Below are 24,270 nucleotides of genomic sequence, written 5' to 3'. Positions count from 1 at the left end.
ACGGCCGCACCACGACAGTGACAGACCGACTGGGGGAACGATCGATGAAGAAGAAGCTGAGATCTCTCGTGCTGTCCGCGGCGCTCGCCGCGGGCGCGGTGACGGTCACCACGGCCGTCACCGTGGGCACGGCGTCCGCCGCGGAGTGCGCGGCCACCGCGAACATCTTCACGATGCAGGCGGACGGCGACCTGTGGCTCTACCGGCACGCGAGCCCGTCCGGCGGTGAGTTCAGCTGGGCGGGCGCCCAGCAGGTCGGCTCGGGCTGGGGCGGCAAGACGTTCGCCGGCCCCGACGGCTGGCTGTTCAACATCACGACCGGCGGTGAGCTGCGCCGGCTGCGGTACAACGGCGGCGGCTGGGACATCATGCCCGGCGGGGGCCAGTTCCAGGCGATCGGCTCGGGCTGGCAGGCCTACGTGCAGGCGGCGAACCGCGGCAAGATCACCGCGGACGCCGACGGCTCGATCTACACGCTCGAAGGCGACCGGGTGCGGTGGTGGTCGTTCGACCACGGCGCCGGCGCGTGGGCGCCGGACAGCGGCCGCGTGCTCGACGTGGGCTGGAGCCGGTTCGACCAGATCACCGCGAGCGGCAGCGGTGGCCTGCAGGCGCGCGACGCCTCCGGGGTGCTGCACCGGTTCCGCTACCACCGCGACACCGGGCGGTTCATCGTCCACGACCTGGGCGCGGCGGGCTGGACGAACCACAGCAGGCTGTTCTCCGCGGGCGGCGACGTCTACTACGCGGTGCGTCCCGGCACCGGGGAACTGCTGTGGAACCGGTTCGAGGAGTACGTCGACAACGGGGCGTGGCAGTCCGGGAGCGGTTCGGTGATCGGCACCGACTGGGGCACCGACGTCGACATCACCGCGACCACGAACGGCTGCTCGGTGGCGGACCTGAGCGAGCCGCCGACCTGGGTGCGCGTCACCGACGAGAACAGCGTGCCGCCCGTGGTCGTCACGCCCGCGTCGGGCGGCACGCACCTGGTGGACACGAACTTCGACAACGAGATCATCGACACCCACTCGACGGGACCGCAGTGGGGGACCCGTGTCGTCGCGGGCAGGTACAGCGGCGTCTCGGGCCCGGTGCTCGACGACGAGGCCGGCACCGCGATGATCGGCGCCACCGAGTTCGGGACGGGCGACGTCGAGCTGTTCACGCTCAGGGACGGCCAGTGGCAGGCACCGCTGTCCCTGGGCGGCCGGATGGAGTGGACCCCCGCCGCCGTGCGGAGGTCGGACGGCACGCTGGCGGTGTACGCCATGGGTTCCCTTGGGCCGTACGGCCCGTCACAACGTCAGCTCGTCTACTACACCGAGCAGTTGCCCGGTGGCGAGTTCCTCGCCTGGCGCCAGTTCGGCGACAGGCACACCAAGTACTTCGGTGCACCAGAGGTGGTCAGCGACGGCGACGAGACGACGATCGTCCTCTTCACCTCCGGCCTGGCGGAGTGGTTCCGGCACACGCCCGGCAGCCCGCCCGTGCGCAAGGGCACGCTGAACGGCGGTGGCAGGGTCTCGCTGACCGGTGACGGGCAGGGCGGGATCATCGTCGTCGGGCACCACATGTCGAACGGGAAGCAGGAGATCGGCCTGCTCCGCGAGAAGGCGGACCGGTCGGGCTTCGAGGAGAACTGGGAGCTCGTCGGCGGTGAGATCCCGGCGGGCACGGAGGGCGTGCCGCCGTTCGCCCGGGTGTTGCCGAATGGCTCGGTGGCCGTGACGGTGATCGGCGACTTCCGCCGGCCGCTCGTGACGACGTCGACGGTGTCCGGCGCCCGCGGGTTCCACCCGTGGGCGGCGGTCGCACCGGACCTGGAACACGTCTTCCTCGACGCGCCGAGCCTCGGCCTGACGAGGTCGGGTGACGTCGTGCTCACCGAGCGGCGCGGCGACCAGATCCACCACTGGCGTGCCTCGGTGCCCGGCGACCCGGCGGCACCGCTGCAGTTCACCGGCGGCCGCATCAGCTGACCGTTCGGCACCGCGACGCCCCGGCACCTCGACGAGGTGCCGGGGCGTTTCCCTTTGCCCGAAAAAGCGTTGCCGCATTTCTTCCGCGGCGGTTCTGAGCATCGCCGATTCACCATTCCTATGTAGCTCTTTCGGGTGAATTGCCTGATCAGGAGCGCGCTGGAAGGCCTTCTCCATCGTTGCGCGAAGCCCGAACGTTTCCGTTTCGCCGTGGCCAGTTTTTGTCGCCTTTTCCGCCTAACGCTCGGCGCGGTGTGAGCGATGAGACGTCCGAACGGCGCAGCGGAGGAGGTGCGGGGGAGCACGATGGGCGAGATCAGGACCGGTGTCACCACGCATCCCGGCGTGGTGCGGGACGTCAACGAGGACAACGCGATCGCGGGCAGGCGCGTCTTCGCGGTGGCCGACGGGGTGGGCGGGCACGCGGCGGGCGAGGTCGCCAGCGCGTTGCTCGTCGAGCGGCTGCACGAGCTCGACCGGCTTCCCGCGGCGGGCCCGGAGGACGTCCGCGCGACGCTCGCCGCCGCGGGCCGGTCCCTCGAGGAGGCCGGGCACGCCGGCATGACGACGGTCGCGGGCATCGCGCTCGTCACCGTCTCCGAACGGCCGCACTGGGTCGTGTTCAACGTCGGCGACTCGCGCGTCTACCGGTTCGACGGCACGGTGCTGACGCAGCTCACCGTCGACCACTCCGAGGCGCAGGAACTCGTCGCGGCGGGCCTGCTGACGGCCGACGAGGTCAGGACCTACCCGCGCCGCCACGTCGTCACCCGCGTGCTGGGCAGGGCCGGCATGTCCGACCCGGACCTGTGGCTGTTCCCGCCGCGTGCCGGGGAACGGTTCGTGATCTGCACCGACGGCCTGAGCAACGAGGTCGCGGACACCGAGATCGACGAGGTGCTCCGCTCCCACCCCGACGCACGCGAGGCGGCCGCCGCCCTGGTCGACCGGGCCCTCGCCGCGGGTGCGCGCGACAACGTGACGGCCCTCGTGGCCGACTACGCCGTCGTCGCGGACGCCAGCTGTGACACGGCGCCGCGGAGCCCGCGATGAGCGCCGTCGAGTACGTGCCGGGCACGTGGGTCGCGGTGGTGGGGGAGCGGACGTGGCTCCTGCTGGCCGTGGCGCCCGAGTCCGGTCTGGTGCGCCGCTGCTGGGACCTCGTGCGGACCGACGAGCCCCTCGACGAGGTGCTGGCCGAGATCGTCCACGAGGGGTTCCGCGCGGTCAGCGGGTTCGCGCTCGTCCGGCTGGCACCCGGCGAGGAGCGCGCGGTGGTGCGGGGCGCGGCACGGCTGCAGTTCGCCGACGCCTCCGGTGCGGTCGACGAGATCAACGCGGCGGGCGTCGGCACGTGGGTCGACCGCAACCTCGGTGACGTGGCACGGATGCGCATCGCGACGGGTGCGGCCGGGCCTGCCCTGCCGGTGCGCGGCGGGGTGGTGCTCGCGGGCGAGCTGGCGGTGTCGCTGTCGGACGTGCCGCAGGAAAACTTTGCGGGACAGGAGGAAGCGGTGGAGCTGACGGTCGTGCGGGACGAGCCGCGGACCGCACCGCAGGTTCCCACCGCACCCCCACCCCAGCCCGCACCACCGCTCCAGCCCGCACCCCACCTGTCCGCCGTGCCGCAGCCCCTGCCCATCCCGTCCGCGCCACAGCCCGCACCGCAGCCCACCCAGATCACCGGCGTCATCCAGTCCCTCGACTGGGCGCCCCCGGCACCCGCCGCTCCTCGCCCCGAACCGGTCGCCGTCGTACAGGCCGAGCCGGTCACCGACACGGTGCTGCGGACGAACGTCCTGTCCCCCAACGAAACGCGCATGCTGCACCCCGGCAGCACCAGCGGTCCGCAGCTGGTGCGGGCCAAGAAGTGCCCGGCGGGTCACCTCAGCTCGGACTACGCCGTGCACTGCCGCGTGTGCGAGGTGCCGCTGCCCGAGCAGGACGCCGCCATGCTGCCGATGCCGGTGCTCGGCCTGCTGCGGCTGTCCAACGGAGACACGATCACCCTCGACCGCAACGTCGTCATGGGCCGCGACCCCAGCGGTGACCGCAGGGGCGTCAACCTCGTGCAGGTCGGCCGGGAGAACGACACCGAGATCTCGCGCACGCACGTCGAAGTGCGGCTGGAGGGCTGGGACGTGCTGGTGCGCGACCTCGGTTCGATGAACGGCACCTCCGTCGCCCGCCCGGGCTGCCCGCCGCAGAAGCTCGCCGCGCACATCGAGGAGTTCCTCTACCCCGGCACGCGCGTGGTGCTCGGCGACCAGTTCTCGTTCACCTTCGAGGTGAACGGATGACGGAGAAGCCACCGGAGATCCCGCACTTCGAGTACCGCGGCGACATCGGCGGCGGCGGTTTCGCCATGGTGCACCGCTACTACCACCGCAAGCTCAAGCGCGACGTCGCCGTGAAGGTGCCCAAGGCGACCGGCCTGTCCGACGCGGTGCGGGAGCGGTTCATCGCCGAGGGCGAGTCGATGGCGGAGCTCGGCAACCACCGCAACGTCGTCACCGTCTACGACACGGACACCGCCGCCGACGGCCGCCCGTACCTGGTGATGGAGTACTGCCCCGGTGGCGACCTCGCGAAGCTCTCCGGCCGCACCCCGTTGTCCGTCAAAGAGGTTCTCGACATCGGTGTGCAGGTCGCCGGCGCCATCGAGACCGCGCACGAGCGCCGGATCCTGCACCGCGACATCAAGCCCGCGAACATCCTCATGAACGAGTACGGCAAACCGTGCCTCACTGACTTCGGCATCGCCGGTCGCTTCGCAGAGCAGGACGAGGACGGCCAGGTGATCCTGTCCGTGCCGTGGTCGGCGCCCGAACTGCTCGACAGGTCGGCGGTGGAGCAGGGCGGCGTGCCCGCGGAGGTGTTCTCGCTGGGCGCGACCCTGTGGCACCTCCTGGTGGGCCACTCGCCGTTCATGCCGCGCGGCACCGACAACTCGCTCGCCGCGATCGAGCAGCGGATCGTGTCCGGCTGGCTGCCGACCGGCCTCGCCGCGCCCGCCGACCTGCAACGCCTGCTGGCACGCGCGATGGCGAAGAACCCGGCGGCACGGCCGGGGTCGGTGCGCGAGTTCGCCGTCGGGTTGCAGCGGATCCAGAAGGCGCAGCGGTTCGGCGAGACCGAACTGGTGCTGATGCCCGCCCCCGAGCCGGACGAGCCGGTGGCCGCCGCGTCCTTCGTGGCACCGGAGGCGCCACTGGCACCGCCGACCCGGCAGCGGATGCAGCCGGTGTTCGTGCCGCAGGAGGTGAAGCCGGCGCCGCACACGACAGCACGAGCCGTCGCACCGCCACCGCTGCAACTGCCGCAGGCCCGGCCGGTGCCGCACACCACGGCCCGCCCGCCCGAGCCGCCACGCCCGCTGACCGTCGACGCGCCGCAGACGCAGCTGCGAAAACCGCTACCGGACAACGGTATCCGGCCGTCCAAGCCCTCCACGCGGTCCCTCTGGCCCCTCTACGTCGTCGGTGCCGCCGCCACGGCAGCGATCGTCGGCGTGGGCTTCTTCCTGTTGTCCGGCGAGGACAAGCCCACCGGCCCGGTCACCACGACCATCACCGACGACGTCCCGGACCAGAACGCCGGCGCGGGCGGCGCCCCGCCCGGCAGGCCCGAGATCACCGCGACCCGCCTCGACGGCACCAAGGTCCGGTTCGCGTGGACCTACTCGGCCCAGCAGGCGACCGACACGTTCTCGTGGCGGACCTCCACGCGGACCGGCACCGCGAAGGAGCCCCAGATCGAGGTCGAGGGCGCGAACCCGGTGTGCCTGCAGGTGAAGGTCGTCCGCGCGGACGGCAGCAACGCGACCGCGGAGTGGTCGCAGGAGAGCTGTGGCTAGCTCCCGGAACCCGGTGAGGGGAACAGTGGGATTCTTCAGGAGGCACCGGACCACGCTCGCGTCCGCAACGGTGCTGGTCCTCGCGGCCGCCTCGCTCGTGGCGTACGCGCTGACGTCCACCGGCAACCCGGTGCGGCAGGTCGACCTCAACGACGGCGGTGTCTGGGTCACGAGCGATCGCGACGGGCTGTTCGGCAGGCTCAACAAGCCGGTCGGGTCGCTCGACGCCGCGTTCAACCCTCCCGGCGGGGCGCAGCAGAACTACCAGCTCGACGTGGTCCAGGACGCCGCCGCGGTCGTGGCGAGGGACCGCGCGGGCGGCAAGCTCTACCCGGTGGACGTCGCCCGTTCGGTGACGGTCCAGGACCGCGGGCTGGCGCTGCCGAGCGGTGGTCAGGTCGCGCTCGCGGGCGGCACGCTCGCCGTTCTCGACCCCGCCGCGGGCAAGGTGTGGGCGCTCCGCGTCGACCTGCACGCCGGCGTGAGCGCGCTCGACCAGCTCAGCCAGGAGACGCCGCCGCTCGCCACCCTCGACGCCGCCGACACCGCCGCGCTCGCCGTCGGGCTGGACGGCGTGGTGCACGCCGCGTCCGCCAACGGCCGCACGGTCAAGGTCGTCCCGGCGGAGTCCGGTTTCGGCGAACCCGAGTACGGCAAGCTCGCGAACGCCCCGAAGGCGCCGAGGATCACCGCGGTGGGCGGCGAGACCGTCGTGCTGGACGCGGAGTCCGGCACGCTGTTCCTCCCCGGCGGCCGCACCGCGCAGGCCGGGCGCGAGTCCGTGCTGCAGCAGGCCGGACCGGAGGCGCCCACCGTCGTCGTGGCGTCCCACACCGAGATGAAGGCCTTTCAACTCAACGAGGACGGCGCGGAGACGCTGAACGAGGGCGTGGACGGCGCCCCCGCCGAACCGGTGCGGCTCGGCGAGTGCGTGCACGGCGCGTGGGCCGGCGCGTCGGGCGGCTACTTCCGTTCGTGCGACGGGAAGAAGGCGTCGGCCGGCAACCTGCGGGACGCGAAGGCGTTGGTGCAGCCGGTGTTCCGGGTCAACCGCAGGGCGATCGTGCTGAACGACGTCGCGACCGGCGCGGTCTGGGACCTGAGCAGCCAGCGCAAGGTCGACGACTGGCAGTCGGTGAAGCCGCCGCCCGAGCAGAACCCCAGCGACAAGGACAAGAACGAGAACACCACCGAGTCGGCGAAGGACAAGCCGCCGAAAGCCACCGACGACACCCTGGGCGCACGTCCCGGCCGCACGACGGTGCTGCACGTGCTCGACAACGACTCCGACCCGGCCGGGAACATCCTGTCCGTCACGGCCGTGAGCGACCTCGACCGCAAGGACGTCGGGCTCGCGATCGCGCCGGACGGCCAGACCGTCGAGGTGACACTGCCTGAACAGGCGCAGGACGCGCACTTCAAGTACACAGTGGACGATGGCAAGGGCCTGAACGCCACGGCCGCCGTCACCGTCCAGGTGCGCACCGAGTCGCAGAACGAGCCGCCGGCCGTGCGCAAGGGCGCCGAACCGCACGAGTGGTCCGTCGCCTCGGGCGGCCGGTTGACGTTGCCGGTGCTCGCGGACTGGCGCGACTTCGACGGCGACCCCGTGGTGCTCACCGAGGCCGTCGCCAAGGCGGGTGTCGCGACCACCACCAACACCGGGTTCGTCGAGTACGCGGCGCCGGTCGAGGCCGGTGACCAGCCGATCGACTACAAGGTCACCGACGGCGTCGCCGACGCCGTGGCCGGTGCGGAACGCGTGAAGGTGCTCGATCCGGCCGCGCCCGCCGCGCTGCCTCCCGTCACACGGCCGGACGTGGCCCGCGGGCAGGTCGGCGCCCCGGTCCTGATCCGCCCGCTGGAGAACGACCTCCCCGGCGCCGATCCCGTCGACCCCGCGGCCGAACTGCGGCTCGCCGCGGACGTGGCGCCGATCGCCGGCGCAGCGATCACCACCGACACCAAGACCGGCCTGGTCACGCTCACCGCCACCAAGCCCGGCACGTACCCGCTCGACTACACCGCCGCGTTCGGCAACGCACCGTTCGCGAAGGGCGCCATCCGCGTCGACGTGGCCGCCGCTCCCGCCTCGCCACTGCCGCCGGTCGCCATGCCGGACAACGCCGTGGTGCGCAGCCAGGAGCCGGTCGTCACCGACGTGCTGGCGAACGACTTCAGCCCGGCCGGATCTGTGCTCGGCGTGCAGCACGCGGAAAGCATTGCCGGACAACTGGAAGTGGCCGTCGTGAAGGGACGGTGGCTGCGGATCAACGCCACCGCGCCGACCCTCGCCCGCAACCCGCAGGTCGTCCGCTACACCGTGACGGACGGCGTGACCGGCCCGATCACCGGCGAGGTCACCGTCACCCAGCTCCCGCCGCCCGCCGACGACACCCCGGTGCCGAAGGACGACCGCGCCGCCGCCCGTGCCGGCGACTCGACCACGATCCCGGTGCTGGACAACGACATCTCACCGGCCGGCGCACCGCTCACGTTGCAGTCCAACGTGCAGGGCGCGCCGGGCAACGGCAGGCTGGCCGTCACCGCCCGGGACGGTCGCCAGGACGTCGGCAGCGCCTACGTCTCCGGTGACGTCGTGCGGTACGTGGCGCCGGACAAGACCGACGCGCCGTTCGTCGCGGACATCTCCTATGTGGCCCAGAATCCCGACGGCGACCAAGCCGTCGGCCACGCGCACGTGACGGTGAACCCCGCGCCGACCCCGGCGAACCCGAACCAGCCACCGGCGCCCGAACCCGTCGAGGTGCGGGTCGTCGCGGGCGACCGGGTGACGGTCACCGTGCCGTCGAGCGGCGCGGACCCGGACGGCGACTCGGTCGCGGTCACCGGCATCGCGTCCGCTCCCGCGCTCGGCCGCGTCGTCAGCATCGCCAGCACGACCCTGACGTACGAGGCGTTTCCGACGTCCAACGGCACCGACACGTTCGGGTTCGTGGTCACGGATTCGTACGGCCGCACCGGTGAGTCGCTCGTGCGCGTCGCCGTGGTGCCGCCGGGCGATCCGCAGCCGCCGGTCGCCGTGGACGACGTCGTGACGGCCGCGCCCGGCGCGCGCCTCGCGGTGAACGTGCTGTCCAACGACGTGCAGGCGCCCGGCGACACGGTCACCGTCGAGCCGCTCGGCCCGCGCAACCCGTCGCTGCCGGGGGACGTGAAGGCGACGAACGGCCGGATCGAGCTGACCGCGCCCGACCTCACCGGCAAACCTCTGGTGATCACCTACGGCATCACGAACGGGCTGGGCCAGCCGTCGATCGCGACGCTGACGGTGCGCAGCCGTGACGACTACGCGATCCCGCCGGTCGCGGGCGAGCTGTTCCCCGTGGTGAAGAAGGAGGACAGCACGGTCGAGGTGGATCTCGCGGGCGCGATCGCCGACCCGGACGGGTCCGCGGACGGGTTGGAGGTCACCAAGGTCTTCCACGACCAGGCGAAGGTGTCCGGCCGCAAGGCCACCGTGCCGGTCGGCGACCACCCGCGCACGTTGGTCTACGAGGTCAAGGACAGCTCCGGCGCCACTGCCGCGGGCCTGATCCACGTGCCGTCCAAGGGAACCGGCGCACCCCGCGCCGTCCCGGACAAGCTGATCACCGTGCCCGCCGACGGCTCGGTCTCGGTGCAGATCAAGGACTACGTCGACGTGCCGTCCGGCAAGCAGGCGAAGCTCACGACCACCGACAAGGTGACCGCCGCGCCCGCGACCGGTCTGGAGGCCCGCAACGAGGGCGACACCGGGCTCGTGCTGACCGCGCGCGGCGGCTACACCGGACCGGCCGCGGTCACGTTCCAGGTCACCGACGGCACCTCGCTCACCGACCCGGAGGGCAGGTTCGCGCTGATCACCGTGCCGGTGCAGGTCGGGCCGGACACGCCGGTGCTGCGCTGCCCGGCGTCCGCGCTGACGGTCGTCGAGGGCGGGCTGCCGGTGAAGGTCGACGTCACGTCCGTGTGCCACGTGTGGGTCGCGGACCGCTCGAAGCTCGGCGACGTCCGGTACACCGCGACGTGGCTCGACCAGGTCGACGGCGTGTCGCTGGAGGGCTCCGGTGAACGCGTCCTGACCGTCACGGCGGCGGGTGGCGCGAAACCGGGGTCCACCGGCACGATCGAGGTCGGTGCCGGCGACGGCCCCAAGGGCAAGCTCGCGGTCAAGGTCGCGGCCGCTCCGCCGCCCACCGTGTCACCCGTGACGCTCGACGGCGTGAAGGCCGGTGACACGGCAACGGTCGACCTCGTCTCGTACGTGCGCTCACAGTTGCGTGACCCGAAGGTCTCGGTCGTCTCCGTGACTCAGGCCAGCGGTGCGGCAGCGAGCGCCACGAACTCCGGTTCGTCCGTGAGCATCACACCGAACGGAGACGCGCACGGCGCGATCGACTTCAACGTCGTCGTGACCGACGTGGCCGACACCGCGCGTGACGACCGCAAGGTCACCGGCCGGATCAGGCTGAACGTGCTCGGCGTGCCGGACGCTCCGGGCGTGCCGGTGCCGGGGCGCACGGTGCTGAGCAAGGTCGTCGAGCTGTCGTGGAGCTCGCCGTCGGGCAACGGCGCCCCGATCGACTCCTACGAGGTCGAGTACAACGGCGGCAAGCAGACGTGCGCCGCCTCGCCGTGCACGATCACGGGCCTGTCGAACGGCACGGAGTACAGGTTCACCGTGCGCGCGCACAACCTCGTCGGCTGGGGCAAGCCGAGCGGTTCGTCGGCGGGTGCCCAACCGAACACGGTGCCCGGTGCGGTGTCGGGTCTGACGACGTCGACCCCGCGGGACGGCTCGTTGCAGCTCAACTGGACCGCGGCGCCGAACGAGGGCACACCCGTGCTGCGCCACGAGATCAGCTGGTCCGGCGGCGGCCGCACGACCGCACCGGGCGGCGCGACGACCGTGACCGCCTCCGGCCTCGACAACAACGCCCAGACCATCTTCACCGTGATCGCGGTCAACTCGCAGGGCCCCGGCCCGGCCGTCACCGTGCAGGGCCAGTCCGCGGGCGCCCCGCAGGCTCCCGCAGCACCGACCTTCACCGCCACGAACGCCGCGAACGCGCAAACCCGCGCCGTCACGGTCTCGTGGGGCGCGGTCGGTGCGAACGGCCCAGGCCCCACCACGTACACGCTTACCCGCACGGGCGGCGGCACCAAAACGGTGTGCACCAAGGTGACCGCGACGACGTGCCTGGACGACGGCCTCCAGAACGACGGCACGATCTACAGCTACACGGTCGTCGCCGCCAACGCCGCCGCCGAGGCCGAACCGGCGGGCCACACCTCACCCGCCAGCGCCCCCGCCCAGATGGAGGCGACCGCCACCCCGGACCCGATCACGGGCTTCACCGCCACCCCTACGGGTTCCGACGGCCAGGCGACGCTGAGGTTCGACGCCCCCGCCTCGCACGGCAAGTCGAACACCGTGACGTGCACGTGGTCCGGCGGCTCGTGCGGCACCTGGACCTACCCGACCGGCGGCCAGGCCGGCGCGACGCAGACCGTCAACGGCCTGCCCAACGGCCAGCCGGTGACCATCAGCCTCCAGACGTGCAACGGCAGCGGCGGCGGCGCGTATGCCGGAAACCCCTGCAACAGCGCGGTTTCGGCCGGGGTGACGACGTACGGGCCGATGCGCGACCTGGTGCTGAACACCTCGACCAGCAACACCGTCGTCAACTTCTCCGTGTCGGTGAACCCGAACGGCAAGCCCGCCACCGTTCAGGTGACGACGAGTCGCGGGTTCAACCAGTCGTTCACCACGGGTGTCGGTGGGTGGAGCTGGTCGGGGAGCCAGGACGTTGGCTACTCGGCTCCGACCACGGTGACCGTGACCGTGTCTGATGCGGGAAGGCCAACACTGAGTCAGTCCCAGCAGCAGACCACACCGCCACCGCCGCCACCACCGTCGGTGACTGTCTCGAAGGGCGCCGCATGCCCGACGAGCGGGTGCAACGGCACGGGAGTCTGCACGTCGAACGCGTGTGCCTACATCGTTGTTCGGACGGCCAACTTCTCCGGCAACGTGACCTGCACCTTCGACAGCGACCACGGCCCGGTCGGCTTCGTGAACGAGAACTTCGGTCCGAACGAGACCAGGCAAACGAGGAACTACTACGGATATCCGCGAGAACAGGTCTATGTCACCTGCGGTGGTGTCCGCGGATCAATGGTTTGGTAGTGGAGGAGATGAGCATGTCCGTTACGCCTCAACAGGCCCAGCTGTTCGCGCAGACCTTCGAGCAGATGGTGCTGAACATCTCCCGCGCCATCTCCGGCAAGGAGAACGTGATCCGCCTGGCCCTCACCTGCCTGCTCTCCGACGGCCACCTCCTGCTGGAGGACTACCCCGGCACCGGCAAGACCTCGCTCGCCAAGGCCCTCGCGAACACCGTGCAGGGCAAGGGAACCCGCATCCAGTTCACCCCGGACCTGCTGCCCTCGGACGTCACCGGCGTGCAGATCTACGACCAGCAGCGCGGGGTGTTCCGGTTCCACCCCGGGCCGATCTTCGGGTCGATCGTGCTCGCGGACGAGATCAACCGCGCGTCGCCGAAGACGCAGTCCGCTCTGCTGGAGGTGATGGAGGAGGGGCGGATCACCGTCGACGGCGAGACGCACCCGGTCGGGTCGCCGTTCATGGTGATCGCCACGCAGAACCCCATCGAGCAGGCCGGCACGTACCGGTTGCCGGAGGCGCAGCTCGACAGGTTCCTGATGAAGACCAGCATCGGGTACCCGGACCACAACGCGACCGTGGCGTTGCTGGCGGACGCGGCCACGCGGGACCGGTCGGCGACGGTGCCTGCGGCCATCGCGGCGAACGCCGTGTCGCAGCTGACCGCGCTGGCGGACCAGGTGCACGTCGACCCGGCCGTGCTCTCCTACGTCAGCCGGATCGCGGAGGCGTCGCGGTCGCATCCCGCCGTGCGGCTCGGGGTTTCGGTGCGCGGGTGCCTCGCCTACGTGCGGTGTGTGAAGACGTGGGCGTTGGCGCAGGGGCGGGCCCACGTCGTGCCGGACGACGTCCAGGAGCTCGCGCATCCCGTGCTGGGGCACCGGATCCTGCTGCACCCGGAGGCGCAGTTCGACGGTGCCACCGTGGAGAAGGTGGTCGACTCGCTGTTCGCGGACGTCGAACCGCCTGTCCGGCGGGGTGTCTGAGATGGGGCTCGAGACCGTCTCGCCGTCCGGCCGGCTGCTCGCCGTGGCCTCCGTGGCGGCGTGGGGCCTCGGTGCGGTGCTCGGGTGGGACGAACTGGTGCTGCTCGGTGTGACCGGGGTGCTGTTGCTGGTGCTGGCCAGCGCGATGACCCTGGGGCACGGGTCGGTGCGCGTCGCCGTCGAGATCACCCGACGCCGCCTGCAACCCGATGACTCCACGAGGTGCCTCGTCGAGGTCGAGCACCAGGGACGGCGGTCGTTGTTCGCGCCCGAGGTCGAGTTGCCGATCGGCAGGGACCGGGTCGAGGTGTTCGACCGCGGCCGGGAGGTCGAGATCACCGGCCTTCGGCGCGGGGTGATCGCGGTCGGGCCCGCCACGACGGTCCGGGGTGATCCGCTCGGGCTGCTGCGCAGGACCGTGCCGATGACCGAGGTCGTCGAGGTGTTCGTGCACCCGCTGACGGTGCCGCTGGAGCCGCTCGGCACCGGGTTGCTGCGGGACATGGAAGGCCGCACCACCGACGACATCTCGATGAGCGACCTGGCGTTCCACGCGCTGCGCGAGTACGTGCCGGGCGACGACCGCCGCCACATCCACTGGCGCTCCACGGCGAAGCTCGCTCAGGACGGGCGGTTCCTGGTGCGGCAGTACCTCGACTCACGCCGGGCGCACCTCGTCGTCGTGGTCGACGGGCAGTCCTATTCGGACGATCAAGTCTTCGAAACCGCCCTGTCCGCGGGTGCTTCCGTCGTGAAGCGTGCGGCGGCAGACGAGATCGACACCACCGTCGTCGCGGCCGGGCACGTCTGCGGCAAGGGAAGGGCGCAGCACGTGCTGGACGTGTTCGCCCGCGCCGAACAGGGCGGTCCGGTGCTGGCCGAGGCCGCGACCCGTGCGGTGGCCGCGGCGCCGGACGCCACCCTCGTCGTGCTGATCACGAGCGCGCAGCACAGCTACGCGGACCTGCGCGTGGCGGCGGCCGCGTTCCCGCCCGAGGTGCGCAAGGTCGTGCTGCGGGTGGACCCGTCCGCGCACACCAGGCGGGCGGCGAGCACCGCGTTCTCCGTGCTCACGCTGCGGCAGCTGAACGACCTGCCCGCGCTGTTGTCGGGAGGAACCCTGCAGTGACCGGACTCGTGCCCCGCCGTGACGACCTCGTCGACGCAGCCTTCCTCAGCGCGCTGTTCGTCGTGGCGCTGCTGGGTTTCCGCACCACCTACACCGGCTGGGGCTTCCTGCTGGTCGGCGCCACCGGACTGGCGCTCGGCGTGCTCGCCGGACACGTCGCGTCGGCGTTGCGCCGGCCGATGATCGCCGTCGCGGCGATGACGGTCGCCGTGTTCTTCCTGCTCGGCGGTGTGGTGGCGATGAAGGCCGTGCCGACGCCGGACACGCTGGCCGGGCTCGCCTCCCTCAGCGTGCACGGCTGGAAGCAGCTGCTCACCACGCTCCCGCCGGTCGACGGCACCGGTCCGCTGCTGGTGCTGCCGTACATCCTCGGCCTGCTCTGCGGCGCGGGCGGCTTCACGCTGGCTCGCCGGGTGTCGCTGAGCGCCGCCCCGATCGGCGCGCCGCTGGCCGTGCTGGCCGCGGTCATCCTGCTGGGCACCGGCGAGGCCGCGGGCGTGCTGGGCGCGGTGTTCGCGGCGGTCGCCACGGGCTGGCTGTCCGTCCGCGCGGGCCGTCACCGCACCGGAGCACGTGCGGGCGGTGTCAGGCGAACGCTCACCGCCGTCGCACTGGTGGGCGTCGCGGCCGGGCTGGCGTTCGTGGCCGCCCCCGTCCTGCCGGGCACCGGCAGCGCGCACCGCCTGGTGCTGCGCAACTACGTGGAGCCGCCGTTCGAGGTCGGCGCCTACGCGAGCCCGCTGGTGGGCTTCCGCAAGCACACCAAGGACGCCAACCAGCTCTGGGACCAGACCCTGTTCACCGTGCAGGGCCTTCCGGAGGGCGAACGCGTCCGCATCGCCACGCTCGACGGCTACGACGGACGGGTCTGGGGCGCCACCAACGACCCGGCCGGTGCGACGGACCCGTTGCAGCGCAACAACTTCCAGCGCATCGGCGTGCGCATCCCGGTCCGGAGCACCGGTGCCGCGGCCGACGTGACGATCAGGATCGAGGCCGCCTACGCCACCGCCGACGAGCTCAGCGCGTGGCTGCCGACCGCGGGTCACGCCACGGAGATCGCGTTCACCGGCGAGCGCAAGGACGGCCACACCGAGAACCTGCGCTACAACCTCGCGACGGCGTCCGGCATCGTCGCCGACCGCCTGCGCGAAGGTGACACCTATTCGGTGCGCACGGTCCTCGCCGCGCCGGGCATCCCGGACGACGCCCAGCCGTTCGGCCCGCCGACGGTCCGCACCGGCGAACTGGCGTTCGTGCGCAGCAAGATCTCCCAGTGGACCGGCGGCGCGACGACGCTGGCCGAACGACTGCGCGCGGCCGCCACGTACCTGCGCGACAACGGCGCCTACACCGACGGCGGCCCCGGCGAGACGGAGTACCTGCCCGGTCACAGCACCGGCAGGCTCACGGCGTTCTTCAACTCCAAACGGCCGGCGGGCAACGACGAGCAGTACGCCGCCGCGTTCGCGTTGGTGGCCAACGAACTGGGCATGCCGGCCCGCGTGGTGCTGGGCGCCGTTCCGGCGGGCGGTGTGGTGCGCGGCGAGAACGTCCAGGCGTGGGTGGAGATCCACCTGGCCGACGGCACCTGGGCGGCCATCCCGAACACCGAGTACATGCCGGACCGCTCGAAGCGGCCGGACCACCAGCCGCCGCAGGAGATCGAGAACACCGACGCGTCGGTCGTCCCGCCGCCGAACACGGTGAAGATGCCCAGCTCGCTGGTCGACGCGAGCCGCACCGACGCGTCCGGGGTGGGCTCGGGCGAACTCGGCGGGCCGTGGCTCCCGGCCTGGCTGGTGGAGCTGTTGCTCGACGTCGCCGCGGTGCTGGCACCGGTCGTCGCGGTGGTCGCGCTGATCGTCGGCGGCAAGGCCGTGCGGCGTCATCGCCGCCGCACGAGGGGCAGTACCGCGACGAGGCTGGCCACCGGCTGGCGCGAGCTGGTCGACCACGCCCGCGACCTGGGCGCGAAGGTGCCGAAGGGCCTGACCAGGCGGCAGGAGGCGACCCTGCTGGCACCGTTCGGGATCCACGGTCTGGCCGTGCACGCGGACGACCACGTGTTCGGCCCCGGCACCCCGGACCAGGCCGCCGTGGACGCGTACTGGGCGGCGGTGCGGGAGGCCAGGGGTCGCATGCGGTCCGCGGTGCCGCGCTGGCGGCGGTGGCTCGCGCGGGTCGACGTCCGCACGTTCCTGCCGGTGCGGTGACCGCTCAGACGTGGGTGTGCGAGGCGTCGTCGTGCTGCGCCTCCGCCTTCCGCTCGCGCTTGCGGTCGAGCAGCCACATGACGGGCGACGCGGAGAGTCCGTGCAGCAGGATCGAGCCGATCACGACGAGGCCGATGGTCTGCCACAGCGCGTTCTGCTCGGCGAACTCGCCGTGCTGCAGTGCGTAGACCAGGTAGAACAGCGACCCGACGCCGCGCACGCCGAAGAAGGCGATGACCTTCCGTTCGCGGGGGCCGGTGCTGCCGCGCAGCAGCCCGATCCACCCCGCCAGCGGCCGCACGACCAGCAGCACCACCGCGGCGACGGCGATCTGCTGCCAGCTCACGCCCGCCAGCAGGCCGGTGGCCGCGGCGCCGCCGAGCAGGAACACGATCACCACGGTGAGCATGCGTTCGATCTGCTCGACGTACTGGTGCAGGACCCGGTGATAACCGTGGCGGCGTTCGCCGGACCGGATCGCGCACGCGCACACGAAGACCGCGATGAACCCGTACCCCTCGACGAGTTCGGTGATCCCGTAGGCGAGGAACGTCGCCGCGAGGGCCACGAAGCCCTCCGCGTGCTCGGCCAGCCGGAACTTCTCCGACGGTGCCGAGAAGAACAGCTTGCCCAGCGCCCACCCGATCAGCAGCCCGATGGCGAGCGCGGACGCGAGCCGCCACAGCACGTCCACCGCGAGCCAGTGCCCGAGCCACCCCGACGGCGCCACCCCGGCGATGCTGATCGCGATGGCGGCGTAGGTGAACGGGAACGCGAGCCCGTCGTTGAGCCCCGCCTCCGAGGTGAGCGCGAACCGCGCCTCGTCCTCGTCGGACTCGGGGTTCTCGGCGGGTTCGGCGACCTGCACCTCGCTCGCCAGCACGGGATCAGTGGGCGCCAACGCGGCCGCGAGCAGCACGGACGCCGCTATGCCGAGCCCCAGCACGCTCCACCCGAGCACCGCGACGGCGACCATCGAGAGCGGCATGGTGATCGCGAGCAGCCGCCACGTGCTGGCCCAGCCGTGCAGGCTGACCTGGCGGTTCAGCGCGAGGCCCGCGCCCATCAGCGAGATGATCACGCAGATCTCGGTCAGGTGCAGCAGCACGCCGCTGTGCGCGACGGGGTCGGGGTCGGGCAGCGGGTCGACGACCGTGAACGTCAGCGCGCCCGCGCCGAGGAACACCATCGGCATGGAGATCGGCGCCTTGGAGAGCAGGCGGGGCAGGAGCGCGGCGGCCAGCGTCGCCAGGCCCGCTCCGGCGTAGAGCAGGGGTCCTGGTTCCACCCTCGGCCTTCCGTCGAACTGGTTGAACTGGTTGAACTCTCGACCAGGTACCCGTCCGGGTGAACGACAAACTAGGGTCGGTGACCGTTCAGGAACCGCCTCACCACGGCTTCCGGGTCGGCGGGTGCCTGCGTGGCGAGCCGGTCGACCCGCCGGGCGAAGGACCGCATCATCAGCGGGCCGATCAGCGCGAAGAACGTGTGCCGGGGCGGTTCCACGACGAGGGCGCCCCGACGTTGGTGGTGCAGGATGACCTCGTCCACCTTCTCCAGCAGCTTCTCGGGCTCGGCCAGCACCGCCGCCACCTCCGGGCTGAACTTCGCCTCCCGCATCAGCGTGAGCACGACGCCGCCGCGCGTCTCGTAGAGCCGGGCGTAGTAGCCCACGATCGTGATCAGGTCGGCGGCCACGTCGTCGCCCGGCGCGTCGAGGTCTAGCGCGAACCCGACGAAGTTGCTGCGCACGGCCTGGCGCAGCAGGTTCTCCTTCGAGGTGAACCGCCGGAACAGCGTCGCCTCGTTGATGCCGGCGGCGTCGGCTATCGCGCGGGTGGTCGCGCGTTCGTACCCCTGCTCGGCGATCACGGCCAACACCGCGTCGAACACCGCCTCGTCGGCCACCCGACCTGCCACGCGTCCTCCTCGATCGGCCATCAATGCAAGTAGGCACTTGCATTCAGGAGACCGGAGTGGCTACCGTAATTGCAAGTGACCGCTTGCAATTAGCCTACCTAAGGACAGGGCCCATGGCCGACACCAGCCTCCCCGCTCGCTCCGTTCTCGCGCCGACCACCGGTGAGGCCGTCGTCGGCCTGCTCGGCGCGGCGGTGGTCTCGATCGCGGTCAACGCGCTGATCGCGCTGGTCGCGGGCACGTTCATCCCCGAAGGCACCGAACGCATGGGCCTCGCCCTGGCCGAGTACGCGCCCGCCACGGTGATCGGGATCCTGCTCGGCACGCTCGGCTGGTACCTCGTGCGCCGCTTCGCCGCGAACCCGCGGAAGCTGCTGCGCGTGCTGGTGCCCGCGGTCGTCGTGGTCTCGTGGATCCCGGACCTGGGCATCCTCGCGGGCGGCGCGTCGATCGTGAACTCGATCGCGTTGATCCTCATGCACGTCGTCGTGGCCGCGGCCGCCGTGCCCACGCTCGCGCGCGTGTTGCCTCTCGGCGCCAAGTGACGCCTCAGGTCGAGGCGCGCAGCACCAGGTCCGTCGGCAGGATCAGCGACGTCGGCTGCTCCCCGTTCAGCAGCCGGACGAGCATCCGCGTCATCTCGCGGCCCATCGCCTCGATCGGCTGGCGGACCGTGGTCAGCGCGGGTTGCGTGTTCCGCGCGGTGACGACGTCGTTGAACCCGACGACCGCCACGTCCTCCGGGACGCGCTTCCCGTTCTCCCGCAACACGTCCAGCGCACCGATGGCCATCGCGTCGGACGCCACGAACACCGCGTCCAGGTCCGGGTGGTCGTCCAGCAGGAGCTTCATCCCGGCCGCGCCGCTGGCCTCGCTGAAGTCGCCGTGCGCCACCCGCTGGTCGCTCAGGCCCGCGAGCACCATCGCCTCGCGGTAGCCCATGAACCGGCCGTGACCCGCGTGGGTGTCCAGTTCGCCGGTGATCGTGGCGATGTTGTGGCGGCCCGCGGCGATCAGGTGCTCCACGGCCGCGCGGGCACCGCCCCGGTTGTCCGCGTCCACGTACCACTGGGGCGTGCGGTCGAGGGAGCGGCCGCCGTGGACGGTCGGGAGGCCGCTCTCCTCGGCCATCTTGGACAGCGGGTCGTTCTCCTTGAGCGCCAGCAGCATCACGCCGTCGGCGCTGCGCGACTGGAGGATCTTCGCGAACCGGGCGCGGCCCCGTTCGGAGGCGGCGAGGACCAGCATCAGCTGCAGGTCCGTCTCCTCGAGCACCGCGTTGACGCCGGTGATCACCTCGGCGAAGAAGAGGTTCGCGAACAACGCCGGGTCGTCGCTCGAGATCGCGAGCACGACCGCGCCGCGCCGCTGGGTCGCGAGGGAGCGGGCCGCGGTGTTCGGCACGTACCCGAGCTCCGAGATGGCCTTCTCCACCGCGCGGCGCGACTTGTCGCTGACGTGGCGGGCGTTGTTGATGACGCGCGACACCGTGCCCGTCGAGACACCGGCACGCTGCGCCACCTCCTCCAGGGTGGGCGGTCGCGTGGTCATGAACGCAGCCTATCAACGTTGTAAGCGCTCACAGGCCGCCCCGCCGGATCACGTCGGCGTACCAGCGGGCGCTGTCCTTGAGCGTGCGCCGCTGGGTGGAGTGGTCGACGTGCACGAGCCCGAACCGCTGGGCGTAGCCGAAGGACCACTCGAAGTTGTCCAGCAACGACCAGGCGAAGTAGCCCTTCAACGGAACTCCGCGCGAGACGGCCTCCGCGCACGCCCGCACGTGCCCGTCCAGGTACGCGACCCGGCCGGCGTCGTGCACCTCGTCGTCGAACGCGGCACCGTTCTCGGTGACGTACAACGGGATCGCGGGGTGGTCGCGTTCCAGTCGCACCAGCAGGTCGAGCAGGCCGCGGGCGTCGATCTCCCAGCCGATGGACGTGCGCGCCCGGCCGCCGTCGAGGTGCACGACGTGCTCCGAGCCGACGTAAGCCGACGGGCGAGGTTCCGTGCCGTGGCCGACGAGCATGGGGGAGTAGTAGTTCACGCCGAGGAAGTCGATCGGCGCGGCGATGGTCTTGAGGTCGTCCTCCTGCACGAAACCGAAGTCCGTCACGTGTTTCAGGTCGCGCACCACGTCGTCCGGGTACTCGGCCAACAGCACCGGGTCCAGGAAGAGCCGGTTCTGCAGGCCGTCGATGCGGCGGGCCGCGTCGAGGTCCTCCGCGGACGACGAGCCCGGCGTGACGGGGGACAGGTTCAGCGTGACGCCGACCCGTGAGCCCGGCACAGCCCGTGCCGCGAGTCCGTGGGCGAGCAACAAGTGGTGGGTCGCGCGGATCGACGCGGCCGGGTCCTGGCGGCCGGGCGCGTGCCGTCCGGTGGCGTACCCGAGGAACGCGGAGCACCACGGTTCGTTCAGCGTTGTCCAGTGCGTCACTCGATCGGACAGCGCCTCGTGCGTGATCTGCGCGTACTCGGCGAACCGCAGCGCGGTGTCGCGTTCCGGCCACCCGCCGGCGTCCTCCAGCGGTTGCGGGAGGTCCCAGTGGTAGAGCGTCGGCCACGGCTGGATCCCGTTGTCCAGCAGCGTGTCCACGAGCCGGGAGTAGAAGTCGAGGCCGCGCCGGTTGACGGCGCCGGAGCCGAGCGGCTGCACCCGTGGCCAGGCGATCGAGAACCGGTACGCGCCGAGCCCGAGCGACCGCATGATCGCGACGTCCTCGGGGTAGCGGTGGTAGTGGTCGACGGCGATGGCGCCGGTGTCGCCGTTGTCGACCTTGCCCGGCGTCGCGCAGAAGGTGTCCCAGATGGACGGTCCGCGGCCGTCCTCGGTCGCGGCGCCCTCGATCTGGTAGCTGGAAGTGGCCGCGCCCCAGAGGAAATCCGGTTCGAACGTCGTCATGCCTTGACCGCCCCTTCCATGATGCCGCCGATGATCTGGCGACCGAACGCGAGGAACACGAGCAGCAGCGGAACGGTGGCGACCAGCGCTCCGGTGAACATGAGCGTGTAGTCGGTGTAGTAGGTGGTGGAGAGCTGGGACAGCGAGAACTGCACGGTCGGGTTGTCGGCTTCGAGCACCGCCAACGGCCAGAGGAACTCGTTCCAGGTGCCCATGAACGTGGTCAGCGCGAGCACTGCGGCACCGGGGCGCAACGCGGGCAGCACGATCGACCAGAAGATCCGGAACGTGCTGCAGCCGTCGATGCGCGCGGCCTCGATCAGCTCGTCCGGCACGGCCTGCTCGGCGTACTGGCGCATGAGGAACACGCCGAACGCGGACACCAGCGCCGGCACGATGATCGCTTCCATCCGGTTCTGCCAGCCCAGCTCGACCATGATCATGTACAGCGGGATGATGCCCATCTGCACGGGGATCATCATGGTGGCGAGGATGACGAGCAGCAGTCCGTTGCGGCCGCGGAACTTCAGCTTGGCGAACGCGAACCCGGCCAGCGACGAGAAGAACACGACGGACACGGTGACGACCGCCGAGGTCAGCAGCGAGTTCCACATGCCCAGCAGGAAGTTCGCGTCCTCGGCGGCGAACAGCCTGCCGACGTTGTCCCAGAGGTTCGGGCCGGGCGCGAGCGGTGGCGGCCAGTCGCCGACGACGTCGTTGGACCGGGTGGCGACGACGAAGAGCCAGTAGAGCGGGAACGCCGACAGCGCGATGCCCACGAGGAGCGTGGCGTGCAGCAGAGGCTGGGTCTTGCGCATCAGCGGGACCTCCGCGTGATCAGGAAGTTGACGACGCCGAGCACCGTGATCAGCAGGAAGATCATCCACGCGACGGCCGAGCCGTAGCCGTAGTCGAAGTCCCGGAACGCCTTCTCGAACATGTACATCGACACCGTCTGGAACTGGCGCAGGCTGCCGCCGGAGATCGCGAAGCTTCCCTGGCCGAAGATCAGCGGCTCGGTGAAGAGCTGCATGCCCGCGATGGTGGACATGATGACGGTGAAGACGATGGCGGGCCGGATGTTCGGGACGGTGATGCTCCAGAACTGCCGGACCTTGCCCGCACCGTCCACGGTGGCCGCCTCGTAGAGGTCGCGGGGGATCGCCTGCATCGCCGCGAGGTAGATCAAGGCGTTGTAACCGGTCCACCGCCAGTTGACCATCGTGGCGATCGCGCTCCACGACGACCACTTGTCGGCTCGCCAGTCGACCGCGTCGACGTTCACCAGGCCCAGCAGGCCGTTCACCATGCCGGCGTCGCGGTCGAAGACCTGGCTGAACACGATGCCGACGGCGGCGACGGAGGTGACGATCGGCAGCAGCACGCCCATACGCAGGAACGTGACCCCGCGCAGCCTCTGGTTGAGCAGGCTCGCGAGCACCAGTGCCATCAGCAGCTGCGGCACGGTGGCGAGCACGAGCATGCCCAGGGTGTTGTAGACCGAGTTCCAGAAGTCCGGGTCGCCGAACAGCGTGACGTAGTTGTCGAGGCCGACGAACTCGCCCGCGCCGGTGATGGTCCAGTCGTGCAGCGACACGTAGGCCGTGTACACCAGCGGGAACAGGCCGAACACCGCGAAGATCACGAAGAACGGCACGATGAACAGGTACGGGGACCACCTGACCTCGACGCGCGAGATCCGGTCGCGCCACCCGGACCGCGGCCGCCGGGGTGGTGGTGTGCTCCCGGCGGCCGCGGTGCTCGCGACCGGCCTCGGCCTCAGATCCGCCTCCATCACTTGGCGAGGCGCTTCGCGTCGTCGACGGCCTTGGCCCAGGCCTCGTCGGGCTGGAGCTTGCCCTGCTCCACGGCGAGCAGCGCGTTGCCGACGCGGTCGCCGATGGCGTTGTTGTCCGGGCCGAGGTAGACGGGCTTCAGGGCCTTGACGCTCTCCCCGAAGATCTTCCCGACGGGCGCGTCGTTGAAGTACGGGTTCTTGAAGTCCTGCACGACCGGGTCGTCGATGGCCTGCGGGGACGACGGGAAGTTGTTCTTCGCCTTGAACGCGGCGGTCTGGCCCTTCGCGCTGGTCAGGAACTTGACAAGCTCGGCCGCTTCCTTCTGGTGCGTGCTCTGCGTCGGCACCGCGAGGAACGAACCGCCGCGCACGGCGCCGTTGCCGGGCACGCGGGTGACGTCCCACCTGCCCTTGTTCTCCGGTCCGGCCTGCTTCTCGATCGTGCCGAGCATCCAGGACGGGCAGGGGATCGTGGCGAAAGTGCCGTTCTTGAAGCCCGCGTTCCACTGTGGACTCCACTGCTCGATGCCGGCGGACAGGCCGGCCTCGACCATCTCGACCGACTTGTTCCACGTGTCCCTGACCGCGGTGTTCGAGTCGATGACGAGCTTGTTCGTGGCGTCGTAGTAGGTGTGGTCACCGGACTGCATCAGCATGTTCAGGTAGACGCTGCCGGTCGAGTCGTAGAAGCCGACGTCGGGCTTCTTCGCCTTGAACCTCTTACCGGTCTCCAGGTACTTCTCCCAGGTGGGCCAGAGCTCGCCGACCTCCTCGCGGTCGGTCGGCAGGCCTGCCGCCTCGAACAGGTCCTTGCGGTAGCACATGCCCTGCGCGCCGACGTCCGTGCCGAGGCCGATCACCTTGCTGCCGTCCGATGTGGACGCCTGCTGCCACTTCCACGGCAGGAAGCCGGCCGAGAGGTCCTTGGCGCCGTGGTCGAGCAGGTTCACGAACTGGTCGGGCTTCGCCATGAACTGCGAGAGGATGCCCTCCTCGATCGCCACGACGTCGCCCGCGCCCTTGCCGGTGGCGAGCCACTGCTGGAGCTTCGGCGTGTAGTCGCCGAGCTTGCCGATGTTCTCCTCCTTGATCTTGATGCCGGGGTGGCTCGCCTCGTACTCCCGGTACAGCTCGTCGTAGCCGAACTGGCTGAACGTCTTGACGACCAGCGTGACGTCCCCGGACGCCGAGCCGGCGGCACCGCCACCGCACGCGGACACGGCCACCAGCGAGCCCAGCAGAGTTGTGGCGAGCAGGGCGCGCCTTGTTCGAACACCCATCGAAGAACCTC

General features: G+C 71.1%; 16 protein-coding genes. 9 read left to right on the top strand and 7 right to left on the bottom strand.

Going from position 1 to position 24,270, the window contains the following annotated elements:
- Positions 1 to 44: 44 nt before the first annotated feature.
- From BMY74_RS10495 to BMY74_RS10460, 8 genes are all read left to right on the top strand, one after another.
- Positions 45 to 1,982, top strand: coding sequence for a tachylectin-related carbohydrate-binding protein (locus tag BMY74_RS10495; protein ID WP_089913471.1), 1,938 nt, complete (start codon positions 45 to 47; stop codon positions 1,980 to 1,982).
- Between the two features lie 261 nt (positions 1,983 to 2,243).
- The gene (locus BMY74_RS10490) at positions 2,244 to 3,035 is read left to right on the top strand and encodes a PP2C family protein-serine/threonine phosphatase (RefSeq protein ID WP_245786020.1); all 792 of its coding nucleotides are present in this window, start codon (positions 2,244 to 2,246) and stop codon (positions 3,033 to 3,035) included.
- Positions 3,032 to 4,282: an FHA domain-containing protein gene (locus BMY74_RS46635; RefSeq protein WP_089913465.1), complete on the top strand. Its 1,251-nt coding sequence runs from the start codon at positions 3,032 to 3,034 to the stop codon at positions 4,280 to 4,282. The genes BMY74_RS10490 and BMY74_RS46635 overlap by 4 nt, the downstream gene beginning before the upstream one ends.
- Positions 4,279 to 5,838, top strand: coding sequence for a serine/threonine-protein kinase (locus BMY74_RS10480; RefSeq protein ID WP_089913462.1), 1,560 nt, complete (start codon positions 4,279 to 4,281; stop codon positions 5,836 to 5,838). Before BMY74_RS46635 ends, BMY74_RS10480 begins: the two co-directional genes overlap by 4 nt.
- Before the next feature lie 25 nt (positions 5,839 to 5,863).
- On the top strand, positions 5,864 to 12,031 hold the full coding sequence (locus BMY74_RS10475) for an Ig-like domain-containing protein (RefSeq protein WP_089913458.1): 6,168 nt from the start codon (positions 5,864 to 5,866) through the stop codon (positions 12,029 to 12,031).
- Between the two features lie 14 nt (positions 12,032 to 12,045).
- Positions 12,046 to 13,014, top strand: a complete 969-nt coding sequence (locus BMY74_RS10470) for an AAA family ATPase (RefSeq protein ID WP_089914261.1) — start codon at positions 12,046 to 12,048, stop codon at positions 13,012 to 13,014.
- Between the two features lies 1 nt (position 13,015).
- The gene (locus BMY74_RS46085) at positions 13,016 to 14,143 is read left to right on the top strand and encodes a DUF58 domain-containing protein (protein WP_089913455.1); all 1,128 of its coding nucleotides are present in this window, start codon (positions 13,016 to 13,018) and stop codon (positions 14,141 to 14,143) included.
- Positions 14,140 to 16,359: a transglutaminase TgpA family protein gene (locus tag BMY74_RS10460; protein WP_089913452.1), complete on the top strand. Its 2,220-nt coding sequence runs from the start codon at positions 14,140 to 14,142 to the stop codon at positions 16,357 to 16,359. The genes BMY74_RS46085 and BMY74_RS10460 overlap by 4 nt, the downstream gene beginning before the upstream one ends.
- A 4-nt stretch (positions 16,360 to 16,363) precedes the next feature.
- On the opposite strand, the gene BMY74_RS10455 is transcribed toward BMY74_RS10460, so the two are convergent.
- On the bottom strand, positions 16,364 to 17,647 hold the full coding sequence (locus BMY74_RS10455) for a cation:proton antiporter (RefSeq protein ID WP_218159593.1): 1,284 nt from the start codon (positions 17,645 to 17,647) through the stop codon (positions 16,364 to 16,366).
- Between the two features lie 71 nt (positions 17,648 to 17,718).
- Positions 17,719 to 18,279: a TetR/AcrR family transcriptional regulator gene (locus tag BMY74_RS10450; protein ID WP_177229679.1), complete on the bottom strand. Its 561-nt coding sequence runs from the start codon at positions 18,277 to 18,279 to the stop codon at positions 17,719 to 17,721.
- 113 nt (positions 18,280 to 18,392) lie between these two features.
- Between BMY74_RS10450 and BMY74_RS10445 the strand changes: the two genes are divergently transcribed.
- Positions 18,393 to 18,824 carry a DUF6069 family protein gene (locus BMY74_RS10445; protein ID WP_089913446.1) on the top strand — a complete coding sequence of 144 codons (432 nt, stop codon included), beginning with the start codon at positions 18,393 to 18,395 and terminating at the stop codon, positions 18,822 to 18,824.
- A 4-nt stretch (positions 18,825 to 18,828) separates the two neighbouring features.
- Here the strand turns inward: BMY74_RS10445 and BMY74_RS10440 are convergent, their stop codons facing one another.
- Genes BMY74_RS10440 through BMY74_RS10420 form a run of 5 tightly spaced genes read right to left on the bottom strand, consistent with a single transcriptional unit; the run spans position 18,829 to position 24,259 of the window.
- Positions 18,829 to 19,830 (bottom strand): LacI family DNA-binding transcriptional regulator, encoded by a 1,002-nt coding sequence (locus tag BMY74_RS10440; protein ID WP_177229678.1) that lies wholly within the window; start codon positions 19,828 to 19,830, stop codon positions 18,829 to 18,831.
- Positions 19,831 to 19,858: 28 nt separating this feature from the next.
- Positions 19,859 to 21,181 carry a GH1 family beta-glucosidase gene (locus tag BMY74_RS10435; RefSeq protein ID WP_089913443.1) on the bottom strand — a complete coding sequence of 441 codons (1,323 nt, stop codon included), beginning with the start codon at positions 21,179 to 21,181 and terminating at the stop codon, positions 19,859 to 19,861.
- Entirely contained in the window at positions 21,178 to 21,999 is an 822-nt protein-coding gene (locus BMY74_RS10430) for a carbohydrate ABC transporter permease (RefSeq protein ID WP_089913441.1), read from the bottom strand. Before BMY74_RS10430 ends, BMY74_RS10435 begins: the two co-directional genes overlap by 4 nt.
- On the bottom strand, positions 21,999 to 22,976 hold the full coding sequence (locus BMY74_RS10425) for a carbohydrate ABC transporter permease (RefSeq protein ID WP_089913438.1): 978 nt from the start codon (positions 22,974 to 22,976) through the stop codon (positions 21,999 to 22,001). The genes BMY74_RS10430 and BMY74_RS10425 overlap by 1 nt, the downstream gene beginning before the upstream one ends.
- Entirely contained in the window at positions 22,976 to 24,259 is a 1,284-nt protein-coding gene (locus tag BMY74_RS10420) for an ABC transporter substrate-binding protein (RefSeq protein WP_089913435.1), read from the bottom strand. Before BMY74_RS10420 ends, BMY74_RS10425 begins: the two co-directional genes overlap by 1 nt.
- Positions 24,260 to 24,270 lie beyond the last annotated feature (11 nt).

It is taken from the genome of Lentzea albida (assembly GCF_900111005.1).
GTDB lineage: Bacteria > Actinomycetota > Actinomycetes > Mycobacteriales > Pseudonocardiaceae > Lentzea > Lentzea albida.
This window is presented reverse-complemented; position numbering and strand designations above follow the sequence as displayed.

What these genes read in the sequence shown, in the direction of transcription:
- BMY74_RS10445 (WP_089913446.1), top strand. Translation starts at nt 18,393, where the DNA reads ATGGCCGACACCAGCCTCCCCGCTCGCTCCGTTCTCGCGCCGACCACC.
- BMY74_RS10470 (WP_089914261.1), top strand. Translation starts at nt 12,046, where the DNA reads ATGTCCGTTACGCCTCAACAGGCCCAGCTGTTCGCGCAGACCTTCGAG.
- BMY74_RS10480 (WP_089913462.1), top strand. Translation starts at nt 4,279, where the DNA reads ATGACGGAGAAGCCACCGGAGATCCCGCACTTCGAGTACCGCGGCGAC.
- BMY74_RS10495 (WP_089913471.1), top strand. Translation starts at nt 45, where the DNA reads ATGAAGAAGAAGCTGAGATCTCTCGTGCTGTCCGCGGCGCTCGCCGCG.
- BMY74_RS10430 (WP_089913441.1), bottom strand. Translation starts at nt 21,999, where the DNA reads ATGCGCAAGACCCAGCCTCTGCTGCACGCCACGCTCCTCGTGGGCATC.
- BMY74_RS10425 (WP_089913438.1), bottom strand. Translation starts at nt 22,976, where the DNA reads ATGGAGGCGGATCTGAGGCCGAGGCCGGTCGCGAGCACCGCGGCCGCC.
- BMY74_RS46085 (WP_089913455.1), top strand. Translation starts at nt 13,016, where the DNA reads ATGGGGCTCGAGACCGTCTCGCCGTCCGGCCGGCTGCTCGCCGTGGCC.
- BMY74_RS46635 (WP_089913465.1), top strand. Translation starts at nt 3,032, where the DNA reads ATGAGCGCCGTCGAGTACGTGCCGGGCACGTGGGTCGCGGTGGTGGGG.
- BMY74_RS10420 (WP_089913435.1), bottom strand. Translation starts at nt 24,259, where the DNA reads ATGGGTGTTCGAACAAGGCGCGCCCTGCTCGCCACAACTCTGCTGGGC.
- BMY74_RS10490 (WP_245786020.1), top strand. Translation starts at nt 2,244, where the DNA reads ATGAGACGTCCGAACGGCGCAGCGGAGGAGGTGCGGGGGAGCACGATG.
- BMY74_RS10440 (WP_177229678.1), bottom strand. Translation starts at nt 19,830, where the DNA reads ATGACCACGCGACCGCCCACCCTGGAGGAGGTGGCGCAGCGTGCCGGT.
- BMY74_RS10435 (WP_089913443.1), bottom strand. Translation starts at nt 21,181, where the DNA reads ATGACGACGTTCGAACCGGATTTCCTCTGGGGCGCGGCCACTTCCAGC.